At 54.9% G+C, this 19745-nt stretch carries 15 protein-coding genes; 8 read left to right on the top strand and 7 right to left on the bottom strand.

What is annotated here, in order from left to right; translation table 11 throughout:
* Positions 1–92: 92 nt before the first annotated feature.
* The 3 genes from MW898_RS08455 to MW898_RS08445 form a co-directional block, all read right to left on the bottom strand.
* Entirely contained in the window at positions 93–1436 is a 1344-nt protein-coding gene (locus MW898_RS08455) for an aminotransferase class III-fold pyridoxal phosphate-dependent enzyme (RefSeq protein ID WP_248906226.1), read from the bottom strand.
* 209 nt (positions 1437–1645) lie between these two features.
* Entirely contained in the window at positions 1646–2866 is a 1221-nt protein-coding gene (gene ilvA / locus MW898_RS08450; RefSeq protein ID WP_248906224.1) for a threonine ammonia-lyase, read from the bottom strand.
* Positions 2863–4161, bottom strand: coding sequence for an amidohydrolase (locus MW898_RS08445; protein ID WP_248906222.1), 1299 nt, complete (start codon positions 4159–4161; stop codon positions 2863–2865). Before MW898_RS08445 ends, ilvA begins: the two co-directional genes overlap by 4 nt.
* A 178-nt stretch (positions 4162–4339) precedes the next feature.
* Between MW898_RS08445 and MW898_RS08440 the strand changes: the two genes are divergently transcribed.
* Positions 4340–5344: an NAD(P)-dependent oxidoreductase gene (locus MW898_RS08440; protein ID WP_248906220.1), complete on the top strand. Its 1005-nt coding sequence runs from the start codon at positions 4340–4342 to the stop codon at positions 5342–5344.
* A gap of 304 nt (positions 5345–5648) precedes the next feature.
* Here MW898_RS08440 and MW898_RS08435 read toward each other — a convergent pair whose 3' ends face one another.
* Positions 5649–7037, bottom strand: a complete 1389-nt coding sequence (locus MW898_RS08435) for an NAD-dependent succinate-semialdehyde dehydrogenase (RefSeq protein WP_277999773.1) — start codon at positions 7035–7037, stop codon at positions 5649–5651.
* Between the two features lie 88 nt (positions 7038–7125).
* Between MW898_RS08435 and MW898_RS08430 the strand changes: the two genes are divergently transcribed.
* Complete coding sequence (locus tag MW898_RS08430; protein ID WP_248906218.1) at positions 7126–8496, top strand: aspartate aminotransferase family protein; 1371 nt, start codon at positions 7126–7128, stop codon at positions 8494–8496.
* A gap of 34 nt (positions 8497–8530) precedes the next feature.
* Here the strand turns inward: MW898_RS08430 and MW898_RS08425 are convergent, their stop codons facing one another.
* Positions 8531–8917, bottom strand: coding sequence for a Rid family detoxifying hydrolase (locus MW898_RS08425; protein WP_248906216.1), 387 nt, complete (start codon positions 8915–8917; stop codon positions 8531–8533).
* A 213-nt stretch (positions 8918–9130) separates the two neighbouring features.
* On the opposite strand from MW898_RS08425, the gene MW898_RS08420 reads away from it, so the two are divergent.
* Positions 9131–9898, top strand: a complete 768-nt coding sequence (locus tag MW898_RS08420) for an IclR family transcriptional regulator (RefSeq protein ID WP_248906213.1) — start codon at positions 9131–9133, stop codon at positions 9896–9898.
* Between the two features lie 672 nt (positions 9899–10570).
* On the opposite strand, the gene MW898_RS08415 is transcribed toward MW898_RS08420, so the two are convergent.
* On the bottom strand, positions 10571–11563 hold the full coding sequence (locus MW898_RS08415) for a transcription initiation factor IIB (RefSeq protein WP_248906211.1): 993 nt from the start codon (positions 11561–11563) through the stop codon (positions 10571–10573).
* 578 nt (positions 11564–12141) lie between these two features.
* Between MW898_RS08415 and MW898_RS08410 the strand changes: the two genes are divergently transcribed.
* The 3 genes from MW898_RS08410 to MW898_RS08400 are packed head-to-tail and all read left to right on the top strand — an operon-like array spanning position 12142 to position 14711.
* Complete coding sequence (locus MW898_RS08410; RefSeq protein WP_248906209.1) at positions 12142–12969, top strand: enoyl-CoA hydratase/isomerase family protein; 828 nt, start codon at positions 12142–12144, stop codon at positions 12967–12969.
* Positions 12959–13843, top strand: coding sequence for a beta-keto acid cleavage family enzyme (locus MW898_RS08405; RefSeq protein WP_248906207.1), 885 nt, complete (start codon positions 12959–12961; stop codon positions 13841–13843). Before MW898_RS08410 ends, MW898_RS08405 begins: the two co-directional genes overlap by 11 nt.
* A gap of 22 nt (positions 13844–13865) precedes the next feature.
* Positions 13866–14711: an SDR family oxidoreductase gene (locus MW898_RS08400; protein ID WP_248906205.1), complete on the top strand. Its 846-nt coding sequence runs from the start codon at positions 13866–13868 to the stop codon at positions 14709–14711.
* 19 nt (positions 14712–14730) lie between these two features.
* On the opposite strand, the gene MW898_RS08395 is transcribed toward MW898_RS08400, so the two are convergent.
* On the bottom strand, positions 14731–16422 hold the full coding sequence (locus MW898_RS08395; RefSeq protein ID WP_248906203.1) for an acyl-CoA carboxylase subunit beta: 1692 nt from the start codon (positions 16420–16422) through the stop codon (positions 14731–14733).
* Between the two features lie 170 nt (positions 16423–16592).
* Here MW898_RS08395 and MW898_RS08390 point away from each other — a divergent pair, with 170 nt between their 5' ends.
* Together MW898_RS08390 and MW898_RS08385 are read left to right on the top strand one after the other, a co-directional pair.
* Positions 16593–18239 (top strand): class I adenylate-forming enzyme family protein, encoded by a 1647-nt coding sequence (locus MW898_RS08390; RefSeq protein ID WP_248906202.1) that lies wholly within the window; start codon positions 16593–16595, stop codon positions 18237–18239.
* 128 nt (positions 18240–18367) lie between these two features.
* Positions 18368–19534 carry an acyl-CoA dehydrogenase family protein gene (locus MW898_RS08385; protein WP_248906200.1) on the top strand — a complete coding sequence of 389 codons (1167 nt, stop codon included), beginning with the start codon at positions 18368–18370 and terminating at the stop codon, positions 19532–19534.
* Positions 19535–19745 lie beyond the last annotated feature (211 nt).

Below are 19745 nucleotides of genomic sequence, written 5' to 3'. Positions count from 1 at the left end.
CGGGCGTTGGTCACAGCAGTCTCACGCGGTTTGGTTCGGAAAGCAGCGTTCAGCGTTCGACGAATGCTGGTTTTGCATTTTCAACTGCCATGCTAGTGAGTCCTCGGTGTGATGGTGTCTAGTGCATCACAGAGAATGGAAATACCCATCTCGATCTCTCGCTCGGTTGCGTCCAGTGGTGGCAGTAGTCGAATTGTGCGCTTACCGCAGCCAAGAATGAGAAGGCCGCGTTCTAAGGCTGCTGCAACGACGGCATCGCGGTTGTCTTGGCTGTCAACCTCGACAGCAAGCATCAACCCCTTACCGCGCACGTCCTCGACGTGTGAAGACGCGTTGTCACGGAGTAGCTCTTTCGCCTGTCGACCGCGCTCGGTCGCATTATCGAGCAAGTCGTGCTGTTCGATAGCCTCGATCGTGAACACACCTTGCATCGAGGCAAGGAGGTCCCCGCCGCCGAACGTCGAACCGAGACGGTTTTTCTCAGAGGGAAAGATCTCCTCACGAGAAATTGTCGCCCCAACCCGTAGGCCCTTCGCACTAGCAATGACGTCGGGTTCGATTTGATAGTGATCAGAGGCCCACATCTTCCCTGTACGGCCGACCCCAGACTGGATCTCATCGACGATTAGTGGGATGTCGTACGATTTACACACGTCATCGACTTCGCTGACGAACGCTTCGTTCGGAAATCGGTAGCCACCCACACCCTGAATCGGCTCCAGTACGACAAAGGCAACTTCATCGGGTTCGACATGTCCTCCCTCCGGTTCGAGCGCAGTCCGGAACTGAGAACCGTCTGATCGCTCGAAACCGCATTCACAGTTGTCATCACAGTCACAGAACGGGAGCGTTTTGACGCCCGCGATTTCAGGATAATGGCGGGTGTACACACCCTTTGAATGGGTGAGCGAGAGCGTTCCAAGCGTACGCCCGTGGAAGCTTCCCTCGAATGCGTAGGCGTATTTTGCGGTGGGATTGTAGTCGTGTGTGATTTTCATCGCATTCTCGACGGCCTCTGCACCAGAGTTCGAGAGGAACACGGTGTCCATCTCGTAGTCACTCGAAATGGCGACGAGCTTCTCCATGAGATGGCTAGCTCCGGGGATATCGGCTGTCTCCGGATCACCACCAATACCAAAGTACATATCTTGTCCCGCAATCTTCGTCGGTTCGACGAGATCGAACTCACGCACCTTCGACATGATTTTCTCGTTGTTGTACCCGAGTGGCGCAGCGCCAATATGACAGGTAAAATCGAGGAGAACGTTCCCATCAACATCGGTAACGAACGGACCGTCCGCCTTAGCCGTCACGTCCCAAACGAACTCGTGAGAGTATTCGCTTGCGGCTGCATACTCTGAGTGAAAATCGATCCACGCTTGAGCATTAGGTCCGGGCAGCGCTGCTGTGTCTGGGATTGCGGTGTCCCTATCCATGCAATACCAACGTCGACAGAATAAATTAAAACTTGTTATCGGCTGTGTACCGAACGTACATGGACGCATCCCGTATCCCTAATCAGCAGATAGCACAATTTGTGGCGTGAAGCTGTGAGATTTCTCCTGATATGATGGACATTGATGTTCTCTTGATACTACGGAAGTGAGTAGCACCCTACGACCTGAGACGGCGTGGTAGCGTTGGATTACTTTACCGTAATCTCTTCGTGCTCGTTCAGTGTGTCGAGGACTCGTTCGAAGTGGTCCGCTCCGTTGCCTTCGAGCGTGAGCAACACCGGGCAGCGATTCAGCTGTTCCGTCGGCGCTTGTGGTCTGCGCTCGATGTCGATGAGCTCTGCGTTCTCCTGTTCGATGAGGTCCACGACAGTGCTGAGTGAAGCAGCCCAGTCATCGAGTACAAGACGCACGCGATGAAGTCGATTCTGCTGTACCAGTCCGGTTTCTACGAGGTTGGCGTGATCAGTGAGATTGATGTTACCTCCAGACACGACGACAGCGACGTTCTCACCGCGCACGTCAACTGTATCGCAAAGTAGTGCTGCGAGCGGTGCTCCACCGGCTGCCTCGGCAATGGTTTTCGTCCGCTCTGCGAGAAGCGAAACCGCGGTCGCAATCTCTTGATCCGTCACGCTGACCACGTCGTCGACAGTCTCGCGGATGACCGTGAACGTCTTTTCGAGGAGCCGCGTATCCGCAATTCCTTCCGCGATGGTATCGACGGTCTCCAGTTCCTGAATTTCATCCGCCTCAAGCGATGGCGCTGCGTGGGCCGCTCCTTCCGGCTGAACACCGATCACGCGAACGTCCGGGTTGTGGTTCCGGAGCGCTACAGAGACACCGCTAATGAGTCCACCCCCACCGATTGCGACGAGTACCGTATCGACTGCCGGGAACTGCTCTGTGAGTTCGAGACCGACCGTCCCCTGACCGGCGATGATCTGCTCGTCGTTGAACGGGTGGACAAATGTTCGGTTCTCTCGGTCGGCGAGATCCATCGCGTACTGATAGGAATCCTCGTAGATGTCTCCCTCGACGAGGACTGTCGCACCATAGCCACGGGTCGCCGCGATCTTGGCCGCGGGCGTCACTTCAGGCACGACGATCGTCGTTTCGATATCCAGTTCCTGTCCAGCGAGCGCGACTCCTTGGGCGTGATTTCCCGCACTTGATGCGACAACTCCGTTTTCCCGTTTTGTGGCTGGAAGCTGGCTCATCATGTTGTACGCACCTCGAATCTTGAACGAACCGGTCCGCTGCATATTCTCCAGTTTCAGTCCAACCGAAGCAGCGTCGCTCATCTGTGCAAACGTCGTCGAACGATCGAGTGGCGTTCGATGAGCAATTGAGCTGATGCGTTTGTTCGCCGCTTCAATCTCCACTGGTGTGACGATCGTTTCTGATCTCATGCGTCAGAGCGTACCTCTTCAATTCGCTGAATCGATTCCGAAAGTACGTCAACACCAATTTCGATGCTCTGCTCGTCCACGTCGAACGTCGGCGTATGATGGCTCGTCGGATGGTCTGTCCCGATGATTGCGTAGGTCGCGTACCCACCAGCCCGCTGTACAGCATTCATGAGAAAGGTCGCGTCTTCACTCGCTCCGAATTCCGCGGACACCACTGGTGTATCGACGTGCTCGTGGAGTGATGCAACGTCACGAACGAGCGTTGCAAGCGTCTCATCGCTGTCAGCTCTGGGAGATTCACTGATGACAGTCGGATCGACCGAACAGCCGTGCATCGTTGCGGCTGCGTCAAGCGTCTGAAAGCATTCCCCGCGCATGTACTCCATGAGCTCGGTCGTTTCCCCTCTGACTTCCCCGTGAATCGTGGCCTCCTCTGCGATGATGTTGCTCGCTGTGCCACACTCTGCACGACCGATATTGACCCGCGTCATTCCGTCTTCGTGGCGAGAGATCGCGTAGACGTTTTGAATCGCGCTCGCCATTGCTTGCATCGCATTGTTCCCCTCGTTCGGTGACTTCCCAGCGTGGGCAGGCGTTCCCGTAAACTGGGCGGTGATGTGGCTCATCGCCAGCGGCTTTACGATTCCCCCGACGACCGTGCCTGTCGGATGATCGAGACCGACGTGAACCGCAAAGAGATGCTCGATGGCGTCCATGTGGTCGCTTTCAGCCATCGGCTTACCGCCGCCGGACACTTCCTCTGCGGGCTGAAAGAAAACGGTCAACGTCCCGTCAAAGTCGCTCTGTTGGATCGCCTCGATGACCCCTAACCCGATCGTCATGTGTGCGTCGTGACCACAGGCGTGCATCGTTTCCTCGTGTTCTGATCGGAACCCTTCCGTTGCGGGGACGTGGTTATCACTCGTCGATTCCTCGATGAACAGGCCGTCGATGTCGACACGGAGGCCAACGTGAGGCCCCGTCGGTTCATCCTCGTTTCCAGTGAGTTTCGCAACGACCCCCGTGTGACCGCCTGCCGTCTGTTCGAGAACGTCTGCCCGTGCTCCAGTATCGTGCGCTCGCTGATACCACAACTCGATTTCCTCCTCAGATGGGACGGCCATTCGTTCCTCAGAGACGAGTGCGTCTGTTCCGATGGCCAGTTCGTCGACACCAATCTCCTCCAGCAGTTCGACGAGGAGGCTCGTCGTGCGAAACTCACACCATGCTGGTTCTGGATACCGGTGGAACTGGCGACGAAGCGATCGAAGCCGATTCCGTATTGAGCTCGACATACGATAATACACCCAACAATACGTCTCGGTGTTCATAAATGGTTCTTCCGCTGCATTAGTAGAGTACCGACGAAAATCGAACGTCGAGATCTCTGACAATCGATTTGCTCGCACGTCAAAGTTTAAGATGTTCGGTCTATCAGTATCCGCGTACGGCTACCAATGAGGAGAGTACGTCATGACTAAGTCCAGTCCAGATATCGTTGTGCTCCGGGAAGGAACCGAAGGTCTCTCGATGGAACCATACGCCCGGCTCCTTCGTGATCGACTTCCAGACCACAATGTTCGGCTTGCGAGGACGCCACAAGAGGAGCAGGCCCTTCTCGCTGATGTGTCCGTCGCAACCGGTGTCGGTATTGACGAAGCACTGCTCGAACGAGCCGAGAATCTCGATCTCTTTGTTTGTGTTTTTGCTGGTGTCGGTCATCTCCCGTTGGATGCCCTCAGAGAACGGAATATCGCTGTGACCAATGCAAGCGGTGTCCACGCTCCGGGAATTGCTGAGCAGACAATTGGATCGATGCTCGTGTTTTCACGAAATTTGCATGAAGGATGGCGGAGAAAAGAGCGACGCGAATGGCGTCATTACAAAGCGGGTGAACTATCGGGAAAAACCGTCACTGTCGTGGGACTCGGAGCAATTGGAAACGCAGTCGTCGAGCGGCTATCTGGATTCGGCGTCGAGACGATTGGCATTCGATACACGCCGTCGAAAGGAGGTCCGACCGATGAAGTCTACGGATACGATCCGGACGCCGTCCACGCTGCCCTCTCCCGTACCGACTATCTCGTTCTTACGTGTCCGCTATCGGAGACAACTCGCGGGCTTATCGACGAAGCAGCCCTAGCCACACTCCCACCACACGCTGTCATCGTCAACGCCGCACGGGGACCCATCATCGAGACCGATGCTCTTGTCTCTGCGTTGCAGTTCAACGATATCCGTGGTGCGGCGCTCGATGTGACTGATCCCGAACCACTCCCGTCGGAACATCCACTGTGGCGCATGCAGAACGTTCTCATCACGCCACATACTGGGGGCCACACACCGAAGCACTGGTCCAGAATGTCTGACATCGCTATCGAGAACATTAGAAAGTTAGCCGAAACGGGGGTGGCGCGTGATCTTACGAACCAGGTGCTTTCTCCTTCTGTCGAATTCACTCCGGAGGACGTCGAATAGCGAGACACGCACCTGTTGAAACGGTACAGCACAATTTTGATTGATTGCCGTGTTCGGTTGAGCGTCGGTTCTCTCTGTTTCGTGGAGAGCACATTCCATCATCACGTAGACAAATTCACTATCGTCAAAGACGGTCTATTCGAATCTCGAGACTCTTTTTATGATAGTGATCACACGGTGATGCGAGCACAGACACCTTGGGCGCTGATCAGGTCTCAGTCGCCGTACAGCGATACTGCGCCATCAGCAGCATCGTTCGAGATCGTCAGACCGAAGATCTGCTTCAGTCAGAAAGGTGGTGCCGTTATTCGACCCACACCGTCTTCCGATTGACGAACTCTTTGATACCGATCCCCGATAGCTCGCGACCGTATCCCGATTCTTTGACGCCGCCGAATGGGACACGAGGATCCGACTTCACAAGCTGGTTGACGTACACGCAGCCAGCATCGATTTCGCGCGCGACGCGCTCACCGCGATCTCGGTCTTCTGTCCAGACACTGGCACCGAGACCGAACTGCGTGTCGTTGGCCATCTCGATGGCCGCTGATTCATCAGCAACTCGGAAAACAGCTGCAACGGGACCGAACAGCTCTTCGTCGCTGGCAGGACAGTTTTCCGGTACGTCTGCGAGAATCGTCGGCGGGTAGTAGGCCCCCTCGCGGTCGAGCGGTTCACCACCGGTGATAGCGGTGGCACCGGCATCAACGCTTGCTATGACCTGTTCGTGCAGGCCTTCCATCAGATCGCGGCGGGCCTGTGGCCCAACGTCCGTCTCCTCATCCATTGGATCGCCGATGGTAAGCGCCTCGAATTCCTCGGTGAATCGGTCGATATACTCGTCGTAGACGTCGTCGACGACGATGAAACGCTTTGCAGCGATACACGACTGCCCACCGTTTTGGTTGCGTGCCCGCGTGCCAGTTTCGACCGCTGCATCGAGGTCGGCATCCTCTAACACGACGAACGGATCGCTTCCACCGAGTTCGAGAACGGTTTTCTTGAGCTGCTCGCCCGCTTTCGAGGCAACAGCTCGACCCGCTGGGCCGCTTCCGGTCAGTGTTGCTGCCCGAATGCGTTCGTCTGCGAGAATGTCGTCGATAGGGTCCGAGCCAACGACCAACGTCTGGAAGACGCCCTCTGGATAGCCGGCCTTTTCGTAGAGTTCCTCGATCGCGAGGGCACAGCCCGGAACGTTCGAAGCGTGCTTGAGCAGCCCTACGTTCCCCGCCGTTATGTAGGGGACTGAGAACCGAAGCGCTTGCCAGAAGGGGAAGTTCCAGGGCATCACCGCGAGTACGGGACCGAGGGGATCGTGAACCGTCTTGACGCTCGTTCCCGGTGGACTCGGGTGTTGTTCTTCTTGCAAATACGTGCCCGCGTGCGAAGCGTAGTGGTCACAAAGCCACGCGCACTTTTCAATCTCCGCGATTGCCTGTGAGATGGGTTTGCCCATCTCTCTCGTCATGAGTTCGGCGTAGTGGTGTTTCTCATCACGAATGACGTCAGCGAGGTCGACAAGGAACTGCTCGCGCTCTCTCACAGATCGCTGTCGCCAGTCCTCGAAGGTATCCACCGCACGGTCGAGCGCTGTGTCGATCTCAGCCCAGTCATCTTCTTCGTACGATTCGGTCTCTTCGCCAGTCGCTGGATTGATGACCTCCATACTGGAATGATCATTCTCCTCCACCATCAAGGTATCCTCGCACGAGCTGCTTCGACGAACATTGGTCTGTCAGTCCAATGCGCACTTTTTTGTGAGAGATGTTCGTAGGGCAGCCATGGCTATAGAGCCAGCGCACGAATACGACCAGATACATTATGACGATGCACCATCGGTTGAGACTGTTCCGGGACCGAAGACGAAACGGCTGCTCAAACAACAAAATCGTCTGGATAGCAGCGCCGTAGCGTATCCAAACGACATCCCAATCGCGTTCGAGGAGGGACTCGGTGCGACAGTCCGCGATGTCGATGGAAACACCTTCATCGACATGTTCGGGGGAATCGGCGTTCTCAACGTCGGACACTCGAATCCGTACGTCACCGAGGCTGTTCACGAGCAGGTGGACAAGATCACCCATACGATTGATTTCCCGACAGAGCCCCGGATCGAACTCCTCGAAAAGCTCGATAAAATCGCCCCCGGCTCTCTGTCGGGAAACAATCGGGTCGTGTTCGGCGGTCCGACGGGAAGTGACGCAATCGAGGCGTCGATGAAGCTCGCCAAATACAACGGGAATGGCCACGGATTTGTGGCCTTCCGTGGTGCATATCACGGTCCGACCTCGGGTGCGATGAGCCTCACCTCGAACAAATCGTTCAAAAAGGAGTACACCCCGCTGTTGCCGGATATCGTTCACGCTCCGTATCCGTATCCATTCGGACAGGACAAAACAGAAGCCGACGCCGTGGTCGATGCGTTGGATGAGGTTCGGGCAATCGTCGAGGATCCATACAGCGGCGTCGCCAATCCCGCCGGAATCGTTGTCGAACCGATCCAAGGGGAGGGCGGTGTCATAACGCCTCCAGAAGGATTCCTCCCTGGTCTCAAGGAGATCACAGAAGACAACGGACTCACACTGATCGTCGATGAGATCCAGAGCGGATTTGGTCGAACTGGGGAGTGGTGGGCGAGCGAGTGGTACGAGACGACACCCGATGTGATGACGATGGCGAAAGCGTTGGGCGGTATCGGACTTCCTCTCTCGGCGACCATGTATCACGAGGATCTCGACACGTGGGGCGAGGGTGCACACGCTGGCACCTATCGGGGACACGTTGTCGCTATGCGTGCGGGCTGTCGGGCAATCGAGTACATTCAGGATCAGAATCTGCTCTCGCACGCTCGTGATCTCGGAACGTACATCCGCTCGCGGCTCCGCGAAGCCGCCGACCAGAGCAAGCAACTCGGGGAGGTACGTGGAAAAGGTCTCTTTATCGGTGCAGAGTTCGTTGATGAGAACGGCGACCCCGCGACGGATCTCGTCGATGAAATTCAGCAGTACTGTTACGAACGCGGTGTCCTCGTCTGGACCGCGGGTCGATATGGGAACGTTCTCCGACTGCTCCCACCGCTCGTGCTCACACGATCACAGGCCGAAATAGCGCTCGATATCGTCACGGAAGCAATTGCTGAGCGAAGCGACTAAGTCGTCTTCAGCTCGGCTCTTCTCGAACGGCAGTCTATTCGATGGCGACGATTGCGTCAATTTCGACGCTGACGTTGTCAGGGAGACGCGCGGCTTCGATACAGACCCGTGCAGGTGGATCCTCGTCAAAATACTCACCATAGGTCTCGTTTACCTGATCATAATCCGCCATGTCCGTCACGTAGACCGTCGTCTTTACGACGTCAGCCAGGCTTCCGCCAGCTTCTTCGACTACTGCCTGCAGATTTTCGATCACACGGCTGGTCTGTGTGCCGATATCTCCGTTTACTGTCTCCATCGTCTCTGGCGAAACCGGTCCAAATCCAGATACGAATAGTAGACCGTCGACGATGACTCCCTGCGAATACGGATTGTCATTCTGTGGTGCTTCTGGCGTCGATATACTCTGTGTTTCTACCATGATGATCACAGCGTTCCGGGCTATCGGTGAATGACTCCCGGTCACAGAGTCATGTTTCTAGAAGACACTAAAATTCGTCGGTACGTTCCTCTCTCGTGTCTGGAACCCACTCTGTCCAGCGCTTGGATTTGGACCGACTGATCACACGCCTTGAACAGCTTCTTTCCTCGATAATGAATAACGATTAAGTAATGTGGAATATTCGAGGTAGACATGACGACAGAAGCACAAAACCCGATCAAATCCGTCGAAACGGCGTTTCGAATCCTCGAAGAGGTGCGGAACATGGACGGGGCACGAGGGGCGGATATCGCTTCAGTTCTCGACATGCCACCAAGTACACTCCATAACTACCTCAGCACGCTTCAACAGGAGGGATATCTCGTCAAAGAGGACGAAGAGTACACGCTCGGACTACGATTTATCTACTTTGGCGATTACGCAAAACACCGTCTGAAACTCTATCGGATCGCAAAGCGCAACATCGACGAGCTGGCTGAACAGACCGGCGAAATGGCGAATCTACTAGTTGAAGAGAACGGACTCGGTATTTATGTCGCAGTTTCCCGGAGCGAACGAGCGCTCCGGTTGGAGTCATACGTACAAGAACGTGAACATCTTCATTGTACTGCGGTTGGAAAAGCAATCCTTGCGTATCTCAACGACGACCGCCTACTGCAGATAGTCGAACAGCACGGATTACCACAGATGACCGAAAACACAATCACTACGCCCGAGCGTCTTCACACCGAACTGGAGACAGTCCACGAGCGCGGCATCGCCTTCGATCGAGAAGAACGGCTCAACGGATTACAGTGTTGTGCAGCTCCCATTCTCGAAAATGGAGTTCCCTTGGGAGCAGTCAGCGTTTCGGGACCGAAAAGCCGAATGCAGGGTCAGGTGTTCGATCAAGAGGTCCCACAGATGGTTCGTGACACGGCGAATGCGATCGAAATTGATCTTGTTCACTCCACTCAATAATTGTTCTCCTTACTAATCAGTAGTCTATAACTACGATACTGAATACGACTTCGTCATCGTAGAAGATACCTGATTCTGGAAGCGACAAGCGAACGCACGATCCGAATACACGTGGATCAGGGTTCCCCGGCGTGTAGACGTTACAAAATTACCTTTGTAATTGCTCCGAGCCCGAAGAGACTATGTGTACTGCTCACAATCACGGTCCGTAGACTGATTGACTAAGTGATTGATTTCTTCTCTCCTCCTGTGTGACACACAGGGGTTTTCTTCCTGTCATTCGGCGTTCGACTCTGGTAGTGATGCTGGGTTGCTTGCAAACGCAAACAACTCATTCTTATTATTTAAATACTAATTCATAGTCTCGTAATCGGACAGTATTCTCTCATCTCATGTAAGCAGAGGATACTATCAGTCAACCGTACCATTTTTGTTGTCCATTCTATTTGTGTCTTCGTCCAGCCAGCTACTCCCTGCAGACCACTACTAGACGGGGCGTTGTATCGATCGCCCGTGCTCGTGCGTTGTTCAATTTTGACAGTCAGCTGCTCTCGACCCTCCCGCAAACGTGGGTGGAGAATCATTACAATCGTATGCTTGTAATAGCAAGTAACTTGACCAGTTCAATCCGACACTCACTCCAGCGTCCGTGTAGCAGCATTCGTTGATACGTTATGTGGCTGCTCGTGTTTGTTCTCCGGCTTCGAGCAGCTCTTTGTAGCGGTTGCGGATGGTGACTTCGCTGATGTCAGTAACCTCACTGACTTCGCTTTGCGTGATCTTCTCGTTCGTGAGGCGCGGAGCGGCATAGACCGCGGCGGCAGCAAGGCCCACGGGGCTTTTCCCACTCGTGACATCGTCTTTCTTGGCCGATTCGAGCAGCTCACGGGCGCGCCGTTCGGCTTCCTCCGAGATGTCGAGTTCAGAAGCGAATCGGCCGACGTAACTGACTGGGTCGGCTGGTTCGATTTCGAGATTCAGCTCACGGACAATATATCGATACGTTCGTTTGAATTCCATCGCCTCGATCCGCGAGACAGCAGCGACTTCGTCGATGCTGCGCGGCGTGCCAGTCTGGCGTGCAGCGCCGTAGAGCGCGGCTGTCGCAACGCCTTCGATGCTCCGTCCAGGCAAGAGATCCTCAGCGAGTGCTCGCCGGTAGATGACACTCGCAGTCTCGCGGACGGTCTTTGGTAACCCGAGGGCACTGGCCATCCGCTCGATCTCGCCGAGTGCCTGTTTCAGGTTGCGCTCTTTGGAGTCACGAGTGCGAAAGCGCTCGTTCCACGTGCGCAGCCGTTGCATTTTCTGACGTTGGCGTCCTGTCAAGGAGTTACCGTAGGCATCCCTGTCCTGCCAACCGATGGTTGTTGATAATCCTCGATCGTGCATCATGTGGGTCGTCGGAGCACCAACGCGGCTTTTTTCATCTCTCTCCGATGAGTTGAATGCTCGCCATTCGGGTCCCGGATCGATTTCGTCCTCCTCAGCTACGAGACCGCACTCGGCACAGACCGTCTCACCGTGTTCATCATCGGTGATGAGCTTGCCACCACACTCAGAACATACTGTTGTACGTTCTGTCTCTGTCTCTCGATCCGTTTTTTCTTCTGATGAAACTGTTCGGTGCCGATCGGAATTGATGTTGATGCGTTGGTCTGTCATAATGGTGTGGGTGCAGAGTGTGCTTAGAATTGAACAGGTCGAGATGAATCTCGACTTCTTTGCCTCCGTTCTACTGTAGACGCTATGAACACTTAAATGCTATGTCAATCGTACATAGCATCCCATACGTTTCGATGTGATCTAGAATCCATAATTTTTATTCGAATAGTGGTCCGTATCGTGAGAGGCTTGTTGACCTTTCCCCTCTATTCAAACCCCTTCTATCCGAGGCATTACAATCATACATCTACATTTAATTGTTCTGGATAGTCGTATCTTTGAATCTAGTGGTTTGTTCTTCTCTCCACCCACTCATAGACGATATAACGTCTACGTCTACCGTATTCTTCGTATTATAAAAACACCCCTGCATTTCGCGGAATAGAATTATTAGCCATACACGAAAGCTAGAATGAAGCGAACAAAGACGAAAACACAGATATTCGAACGATGACGGACGACACATTCTGGGAAACTGAACGACCGTGCGAACAATCCGAGCCCGATCTAATGGTATCAACCGTAGCAGTACCCTGCACAGACGAATTGGACGTAAACGTGTTTCGAGGAGCGCACCGATGACCGAAACGAACATAGATGGAAACGAGGATCTCACAGTAACCGTCAGCGACGACGAGCTGGTGATCAGAGCAGTAATCGACCGACCCGAACAGCACAATGCGATGAACGAGAATGTTCTTGAGGGGCTGAGTGCTGTGCTTGCGGCTGCTGATGCAGGTCCAGCACGCGTTGTCGTCATCCGTGGCGCTGCTGGAACGTTCTCCTCGGGTGGCGACCTCAAGAGTATAGCATCGAACGTCGGAAAAGGACCACAGGCGTACCGAAACAGCTTTTCGGGGCTAGCAGAGCTGATGGAACAACTGATCGATACCGGCGCGCTGGTCGTTGCCGCTGTCGAAGGCTACTGCCTCGCTGGAGGGATGGGTCTTGCAGCGGCCTGTGATCTCGTCCTTGCCTCCGACGATGCGACCTTTGGAACCCCCGAGGCGAATATTGGCATGTTTCCTTCACAGGCACTCGTACCAATCATGCGCACTGTCCACGAAAAGCAAGGTTTCAAACTGCTCTTTACGGGTGAGCACATTGATGCTGCGAAGGCCCACGAAATTGGACTCACCACCGATGTTGTTCCGAGCGATGAGTTCGAGGCAGAGCTCGACGATCTCATTGATGATCTCGCGGCTTCCTCACCAGTGATGATCGAAATGGGGAAAGAATCGTTCTACAACCAACGCGATATGGGATTTCACGAGGCGCTTTCGTACATGCGCGAGAGTATAGCACTCCTTGCCATGAGTGATGCGACCGAGGAGGGAATCAACGCATTCTTGCTCGACGAACAGCCTGAGTGGACCGAACGCTCTCTCGACAACAATGACGATTAACGATCAGCAATCCATCAAAGGAAATGATCCGGAACGGGCGATTATTTCCGCAGCACTCACCGGTGCACTCACCACGCGCGATCAGTGCGAAGCGATTCCGTATACGCCCGAAGAGATCGCCGAAGACGCTGCCGCTGCTCGGGAGGCGGGTGCTGCCATCGCCCACATTCATGCTCGGACCGAAGATGGGAGCCCGACGTACAGCACAGAAATTTATCAAGATATTTATGATGAGGTGAGAGATCGAACCGACATTCTACTTAACTTTTCGACGGGAGCGCTCCACGCGTCGGTCAAAGAGCGTATTGAGTATATTCAGGAGGCACAACCCGATCTCGCGGCGCTGAACATGGGATCGATGAACTACGCAAAATACTCTGAATCCCGCGAGGAGTTCGTGTTCGATATGGTGTTCGAAAACTCCTTCGAGGAGATCGGACAGTTCGTGAATGCGATGGCCGACGCCGGGGTGAAACCCGAATTGGAGTGCTTCGACACTGGTCACATTGGAAATATCAAGCCGTTATTAAAGATGGATGATCTCTCTCATCCACTGCAGTTTAGTCTCATCATGGGTGTACTCGGTGGAATCCCAGCGACAGTCGAAAACCTCGTTCATCAGGTCAAACAGCTCCCTGATGACGCCAACTGGCAAGTGATCGGCATCGGTCGTGAACAGTGGGCACTCGCCGCTGGTGCGCTCTCGATGGGCGGTAATATCCGTGTTGGTCTCGAAGACAACTTCTATTTACCAAACGGTGAGATGTCGACCAATCCCGAACTCGTCGAACAGGCAGCGAAACTGACCCGAGCTGTCGGTCGAACACCCGCGACACCCGACGAAGCGCGGGAAATTCTGGGGATGAAACAATGAGATACAACGAGCTACGATTCGAATGGGGAGTAACAGTGTGCGTCGAGAAGGTGATTCGCTGATGGTTGGTCTCGGTGAAACGCCTCCGAGCACCGATCTGTTCGCCGAAGATCTGTTCGCCGATCGGGTTGTCCTCGTTACAGGGGGCGGTACTGGTATCGGCAAGGCGGTTGCACTCGCGTTTGCAGATCACGGCGCGGATGTCGCCGTTGTCAGCCGCAATATGGATCACCTCACACCGGTTGTCGAGGAAATCGAAAGCCGTGGTGGACGAGCGTATGCGACGACTGTCGACGTTCGTGAGTACGAGAGCGTCGATACCATGACTGAGACGGTGGTTGAGGAGTTCGGCGGTATCGATGTGCTTGTGAACAACGCCGGTGCGAACTTTCTCACCCCGACCGAGCTGCTGACGCCGAACGGCTGGCGCGCCGTGGTCGGAACTATCCTCGACGGAACGGCCTACTGCACACTGAGCGTTGGCGAACACATGATCGAGAATGATGGTGGCGCGATCGTTTCGATGGGCGCGACCAACAGCGTACAAGGTGCACCGTATCACGCTCACTCTGGCGCGGGAAAAGCGGGTGTCCACAACCTGATGCAGACTGTAGCGAGCGAATGGGCAGTCCACGACATCAGGGCGAATACGATCGCACCGGGCATCATCGAAACCGAAGGCGTAACCGAGGCAGCTGGTGGCGAGCTTCCAGAGGAGATTCTTCAAGATATCCCGGCAGAGCGATTCGGTACACCCGCCGACTGCGTCCCGACAGTGCTCTTTCTTACGAGTCCTGCGGCCGCCTACGTCACCGGCGGCTACTTTGCCGTCGACGGTGGCCAACTGCTCGCGTCTTCACCGTTCTAATCTGAGGGCGGAGTTGGACTCAGAACAGTACTGTTCCGTGGTGTTGTGGGCGTTCGGACCGTTGTTTCGTACTGAACGCGGCAAGACGCGCTTTCAGCTGTTCGCGGAGATCGCCCGCAGGAAGGAGTTCATCAACCTGCATCTTCGATGCTTGTGCGTTGATGTCGATGTAGTTTCGGTACTCCGCTTTTGCGCTTTCGATGAACTGCTCGCGCGCTTCGTCCTCCATCGCTTCTAGTTGTCCCCCGAACAGTGCGTGGACAGCGGCGTCGGGTCCCATGACCGCGATTTCGGCAGACGGAAGCGCCAGTGTCGCATCAGCCCCGAACGACGGTCCACACATCGCATAAATTCCCGCCCCGTAGGCTTTTCTGATGATCACACAGAATTTGGGAACTTGCGCGTTCGAGGTTGCATAGATGAGTTTTCTTCCTTTCCGGAGGACGCCCTCGCGTTCGACCGCTGAACCGATCATGAATCCTGGCGTATCACAGAGGTAGACCAGCGGGATGTTGTAGGCGTCACAGGTCCAGACGAACCCTGCGGCCTTATCGGCCGAGTCTGGAAAGATGGCTCCGCTGACGTGCTCAGGCTGGTTGGCGACGACGCCCACGGAGCGGCCGTCAATTCGTGCGAAACCGGTGACTATCTCCGGAGCGAAGCGGGGCATGAGTTCGAAAAACGATGCTCGATCGACGAGTCGGTCGATGGTTTCGTGGACATCGTACGCCTTGTTCGGCTGCTCGGGGATGACAGCGTCGAGGCTGTTCGGATTCTTTCTCGGTGGAATCGATTCATCCGTGGGTGGTTGCTCGGCGTAGCTCTGGGGAAGATACGAGAGGAGCGAACGGACCGTTGTTGCGGCCGCCGCTTCGTCGGGGACAACGAGATCTGCGCTTCCGCTCTGGGTCGCGTGGACCTCCGGGCCACCGAGTGCGTCCATGTCGACGGATTCGCCAGTCATTGCTTCGACGATGCGCGGTGAGGCGATTGCCATCCCCGAAATGTCCGCAACCATGATGAGGAAATCACAGAAGACGGGAGTGTACGCAGAGCCTGCAATATCCGGACCATAGAGCACGCCGATCTGTGGAACCTGCCCAGAGAGACGACACTGATTGTAGAACATCTTCCCGCCGTGATAGCGTCCCATATGCGTCTCGCCCGGCTCGCGTTCTGCGGTGTCGAGGCGTGCGCCTGTTGAATCGATCAGTCGGAGCATCGGAATGCCCATCTCCATCGCGCGCTCTTCGATCCGGATCACTTTCTCGACACCCATCTGTCCCAAGGAACCAGCTTTCACTGTGTAATCGTTCGCCGTGAATGCGATGGTTCGGCCATCGATGGTTCCAACTCCTGTTAGCAACCCGTCTGCAGGGAGTTCCTCGTCCGTCTGCCGTGCGAAGGTCCCATCCTCGTACTCGATGGTATCGAAGATCATATCGAGACGATCACGGACAAAGACCTTCCCCAGATCTGCGATCTTCTCGTGCCCGCGCTCGGGACCACCTGATACGATTGCTTCGATCTCTGCGCGAAGTTGTTCCTCACGCTCGGTCACAACTGATCCAGCCCCACGCCAGTCTGCTTCCCTCGTATTTGGAGCCTCCTCGTCGACGATCTCGACTGATCGACCGAGATGTTCCGATATCGCGGTCGCGATCGCCCGAGCTGTTTCCTCGTCAGTGTCATCACCGATATCGATTTCCATACATACCTCCGTTTCTCCCACAATGTCAAACTAGCCATTAATTCAGTCGATGATATCCAACACACAACGTTATGATGTTCACTTCTGGCTCTCGCAACACAAAGTGATTGTTAAAATGGACAGATCACGTCAATATTTAATATGCATGAGGAAATATGATCATCAGAAACATGGAATACTACAACGGTAAACCACTTCGACACATGGGTGACCTCCCAGCGATGGCTGCCCACCGGTACGGTGACAAGACCGCATTCGTCGGTCTCGGCGGCGAACAGTCGTTCGCAGAACTCGATACCGAATCGAGGCGGGTGGCGAATGTTCTCCTCGATGCCGGTGTTGCGGCCGGAGAACGTGTTGGGTTGCTCATACCGAACACGCTTCAGTTTCCAAGCGCGTATTTTGGGGCGATCAAGGCAGGAACGGTCCCGATCCCACTAAATCTCCGGATGGATCCCGAAACACTCGTCTTCGTACTCGAAGACGGGGGTGTCGACTATTTGATCGCCTCGCCACTGCTCGCAGATGAAGCCAAACAGCTGTCTCGCGCGGCTGACGTGGAAACGACGTTCATTCCGGGAGTGAGTGATCAGGGCTGCATTAACTATTCGCACACCATCGCTGCGGCGAGCGCGGATCTCGATCGACCCGAACGCGCGTTCGACGACGTAGCCTGTCAGCCCTACACTAGTGGAACCACTGGAAAGCCCAAAGGGGTGTTACTCACCCACGAAAACCTTCTCACGACGATCGAATCCTACGATTCGGGGGGACTGGCGCTCGATCCTGATGACACAGGACTGCTCGTCCTTCCGCTCTTTCACGTCTACGCGATGAACGCGCTCATGGGAACGTTCCTCTATACGGGTGCAACGATGATACTTCAGCCCCAGCCCGAAGCAGAACCGATGCTCAACGCCATTCAGGAGCATTCAATAACCCATTTCGCGGGTGTACCAGCGATGTACACGATGATGTTCCGCGAATACCGAGATTCCCCATTAGACTACGACCTTTCCTCGCTAGAGAACGCCATCTGTGCGGCTGCGCCGCTTGCGGATTCGACCCGACGCGAAATCGAAGCCGCGTGGGACGTTCCAATGACCGAAGGATGGGGTATGACGGAAACGTCGCCTGCTGGTACCACCGAACCGTCGCGAGGAGTTCGCAAGGCTGCGGGGTGTATCGGTCCTCCGGTGCCGAACATCGAACTCAAGCTCACAAATCCTGACAGCCGTGAGACACTCATTGAACCAGAAGAGCTCACGCCGTTTGTGAACGCAAACATTGATTTCGACGACGAGACACAGGTCACCGGAGAGATCGCCGTTCGCGGCCCACAGGTGTTCACAGGATACTACGAGCGTCCTGCGAAGACTGAAGCAGTGTTTGACGACGATGGGTGGTTCTACACGGGAGACATCGCGCGTGTCGACAGCGATGGGTACTTTTGGATCGTCGATCGTGCTGATGATATGATGATCGTCGGCGGTGAGAACGTCTATCCGGCCGAAGTCGAGGATGCACTGTACGATCATCCGGCCGTTGCTGAAGCCGCCGTCGTCGCAGCTGATCACGAGATGAAAGGCAAAGCACCAGTCGCGTTCGTCGTTACCGAGGACGGAGCGACGGTCGATGAAGAAGAACTCCGTCAATTCACACTCGATCATGTCGCCACCTATGCCCATCCACGTCGCGTGTTCTTCGTTACAGAACTTCCCCGGAGTGCGACCCAAAAGGTCCAGCGATTCAAGCTCGAAGCAACCGCATCCGAACGACTCGGTGAACCACTGAAACCGACAGACGAAGAACTCTGAGGCGATCGCTCAGTCTCAATTTGTAACAGTTACTCTACTGTTTATCTATATCTATGTTGGTAGCTTCGTTTTCGGTGGCCATGCATGCCCGGCACAACCGTTATTATAGATCGTAGTGCATCTGGAATATGCCCTCAGTTGATAAGGAAATGCGTGACATGATCCGGGAGGCCGTTGGCGATATCGCCGACGAGTACGATTCCACTTACTGGCGCGAACACGTCGATGCCAAGCAGTTCCCGGAAGAGTACTGGCAGGATCTAGCGGACAACGGATGGCTCGGAGTGGCAATTCCCGAAGCGTACGGCGGTGAAGGAATGGGAATGCATGAAATGACTATTGTCATTGAGGAACTTTCTCGCGGAGGCGGGCAGGGTGGGATTATTTTCGTGCTCACGCCAGTCTTTGGTGGCATCGGTATTCAGCGCCATGGCACCGAATCCCAGAAGCAAGCGTATCTACCGAAGATTGCCAACGGCGAGATGCGGTTCTGTATGGGATTAACCGAGCCGCGAGCGGGAACGAACACGCTCAACATCGACACGCACGCCGAGCGCGATGGGAGTGAGTTCGTCATCAACGGTCAGAAGACGTTCATCAGTGGCGTCGAGAACGCCGATTCAATGTTGCTGATAGCGCGTACAACAGCGTTCGACCGCTCGAATCCTACTCACGGGGTTACGATGTTTCTTGTCGACGATCCTGCTTCTCGGGACGGCATCTCGCTCACAGAGCTTGATACGACTGTTCAGTGGTTCGAACGCCAATACCAAGTTGACATCGACGGGCTCCGAGTCCACGAAGATCACATTCTAGGGGCCGAGGATGGTGGACTCTACCTGCTGTTCGATACGCTCAACACAGAGCGTATCGGGGGAGCAGCGAGTGCGCTTGGGGGTGGACTCCGGGCGATCGATCTCGCGGTCGAGTACGCGAACGACCGCGAGGTCTTCGGGCAGCCAATCGGCTCCCATCAGGCTATTCAGCACCCACTGGCAGAGCACTACGCGAAGCTCATGGCTGCCCGGCAGATAACGTACGAAGCGGCCTCAAAGTGGGACGACGGCGAGGATTGTGGCATGGAAGCGAACGCAGCGAAACTACTCACGAGCGAGTTTGCGACCGAAGCTGCCTCGCAAGCAATTCAGACCCACGGTGGAAACGGATTCACGCGCGAGTACGAAGTATACGATATCTGGCAGAATATGCGTCTCACACAGACGGCGCCCGTTTCGAACGAGATGGTCAAAAACTTCATTGCTGAGCACCATCTCGGTCTTCCGCGATCGTACTAACCGAGGTGCGGTGTCACCGACTCGCAGTTGTCTCCCACGAGAGTCAACCAGAATACGACCGATTACAATAAACCAACTGCGTCTGAGCAGTGCTGGTTCTGCGTATTACCATATAGTTGAGCAATTCTGAATGAGATGTCTGAAAAACACAGGTAATATTGCTTATTTTAACTATTGAATTGTCCATACAGAACGCAGTAGCGTACAAAAT

The organism is Halocatena marina (genome assembly GCF_023276375.1).
Classification (GTDB): domain Archaea; phylum Halobacteriota; class Halobacteria; order Halobacteriales; family Haloarculaceae; genus Halocatena; species Halocatena marina.
The sequence above is the reverse complement of the archived record's forward strand: the minus strand, read 5'-3'. Positions and strand labels throughout refer to the sequence as shown.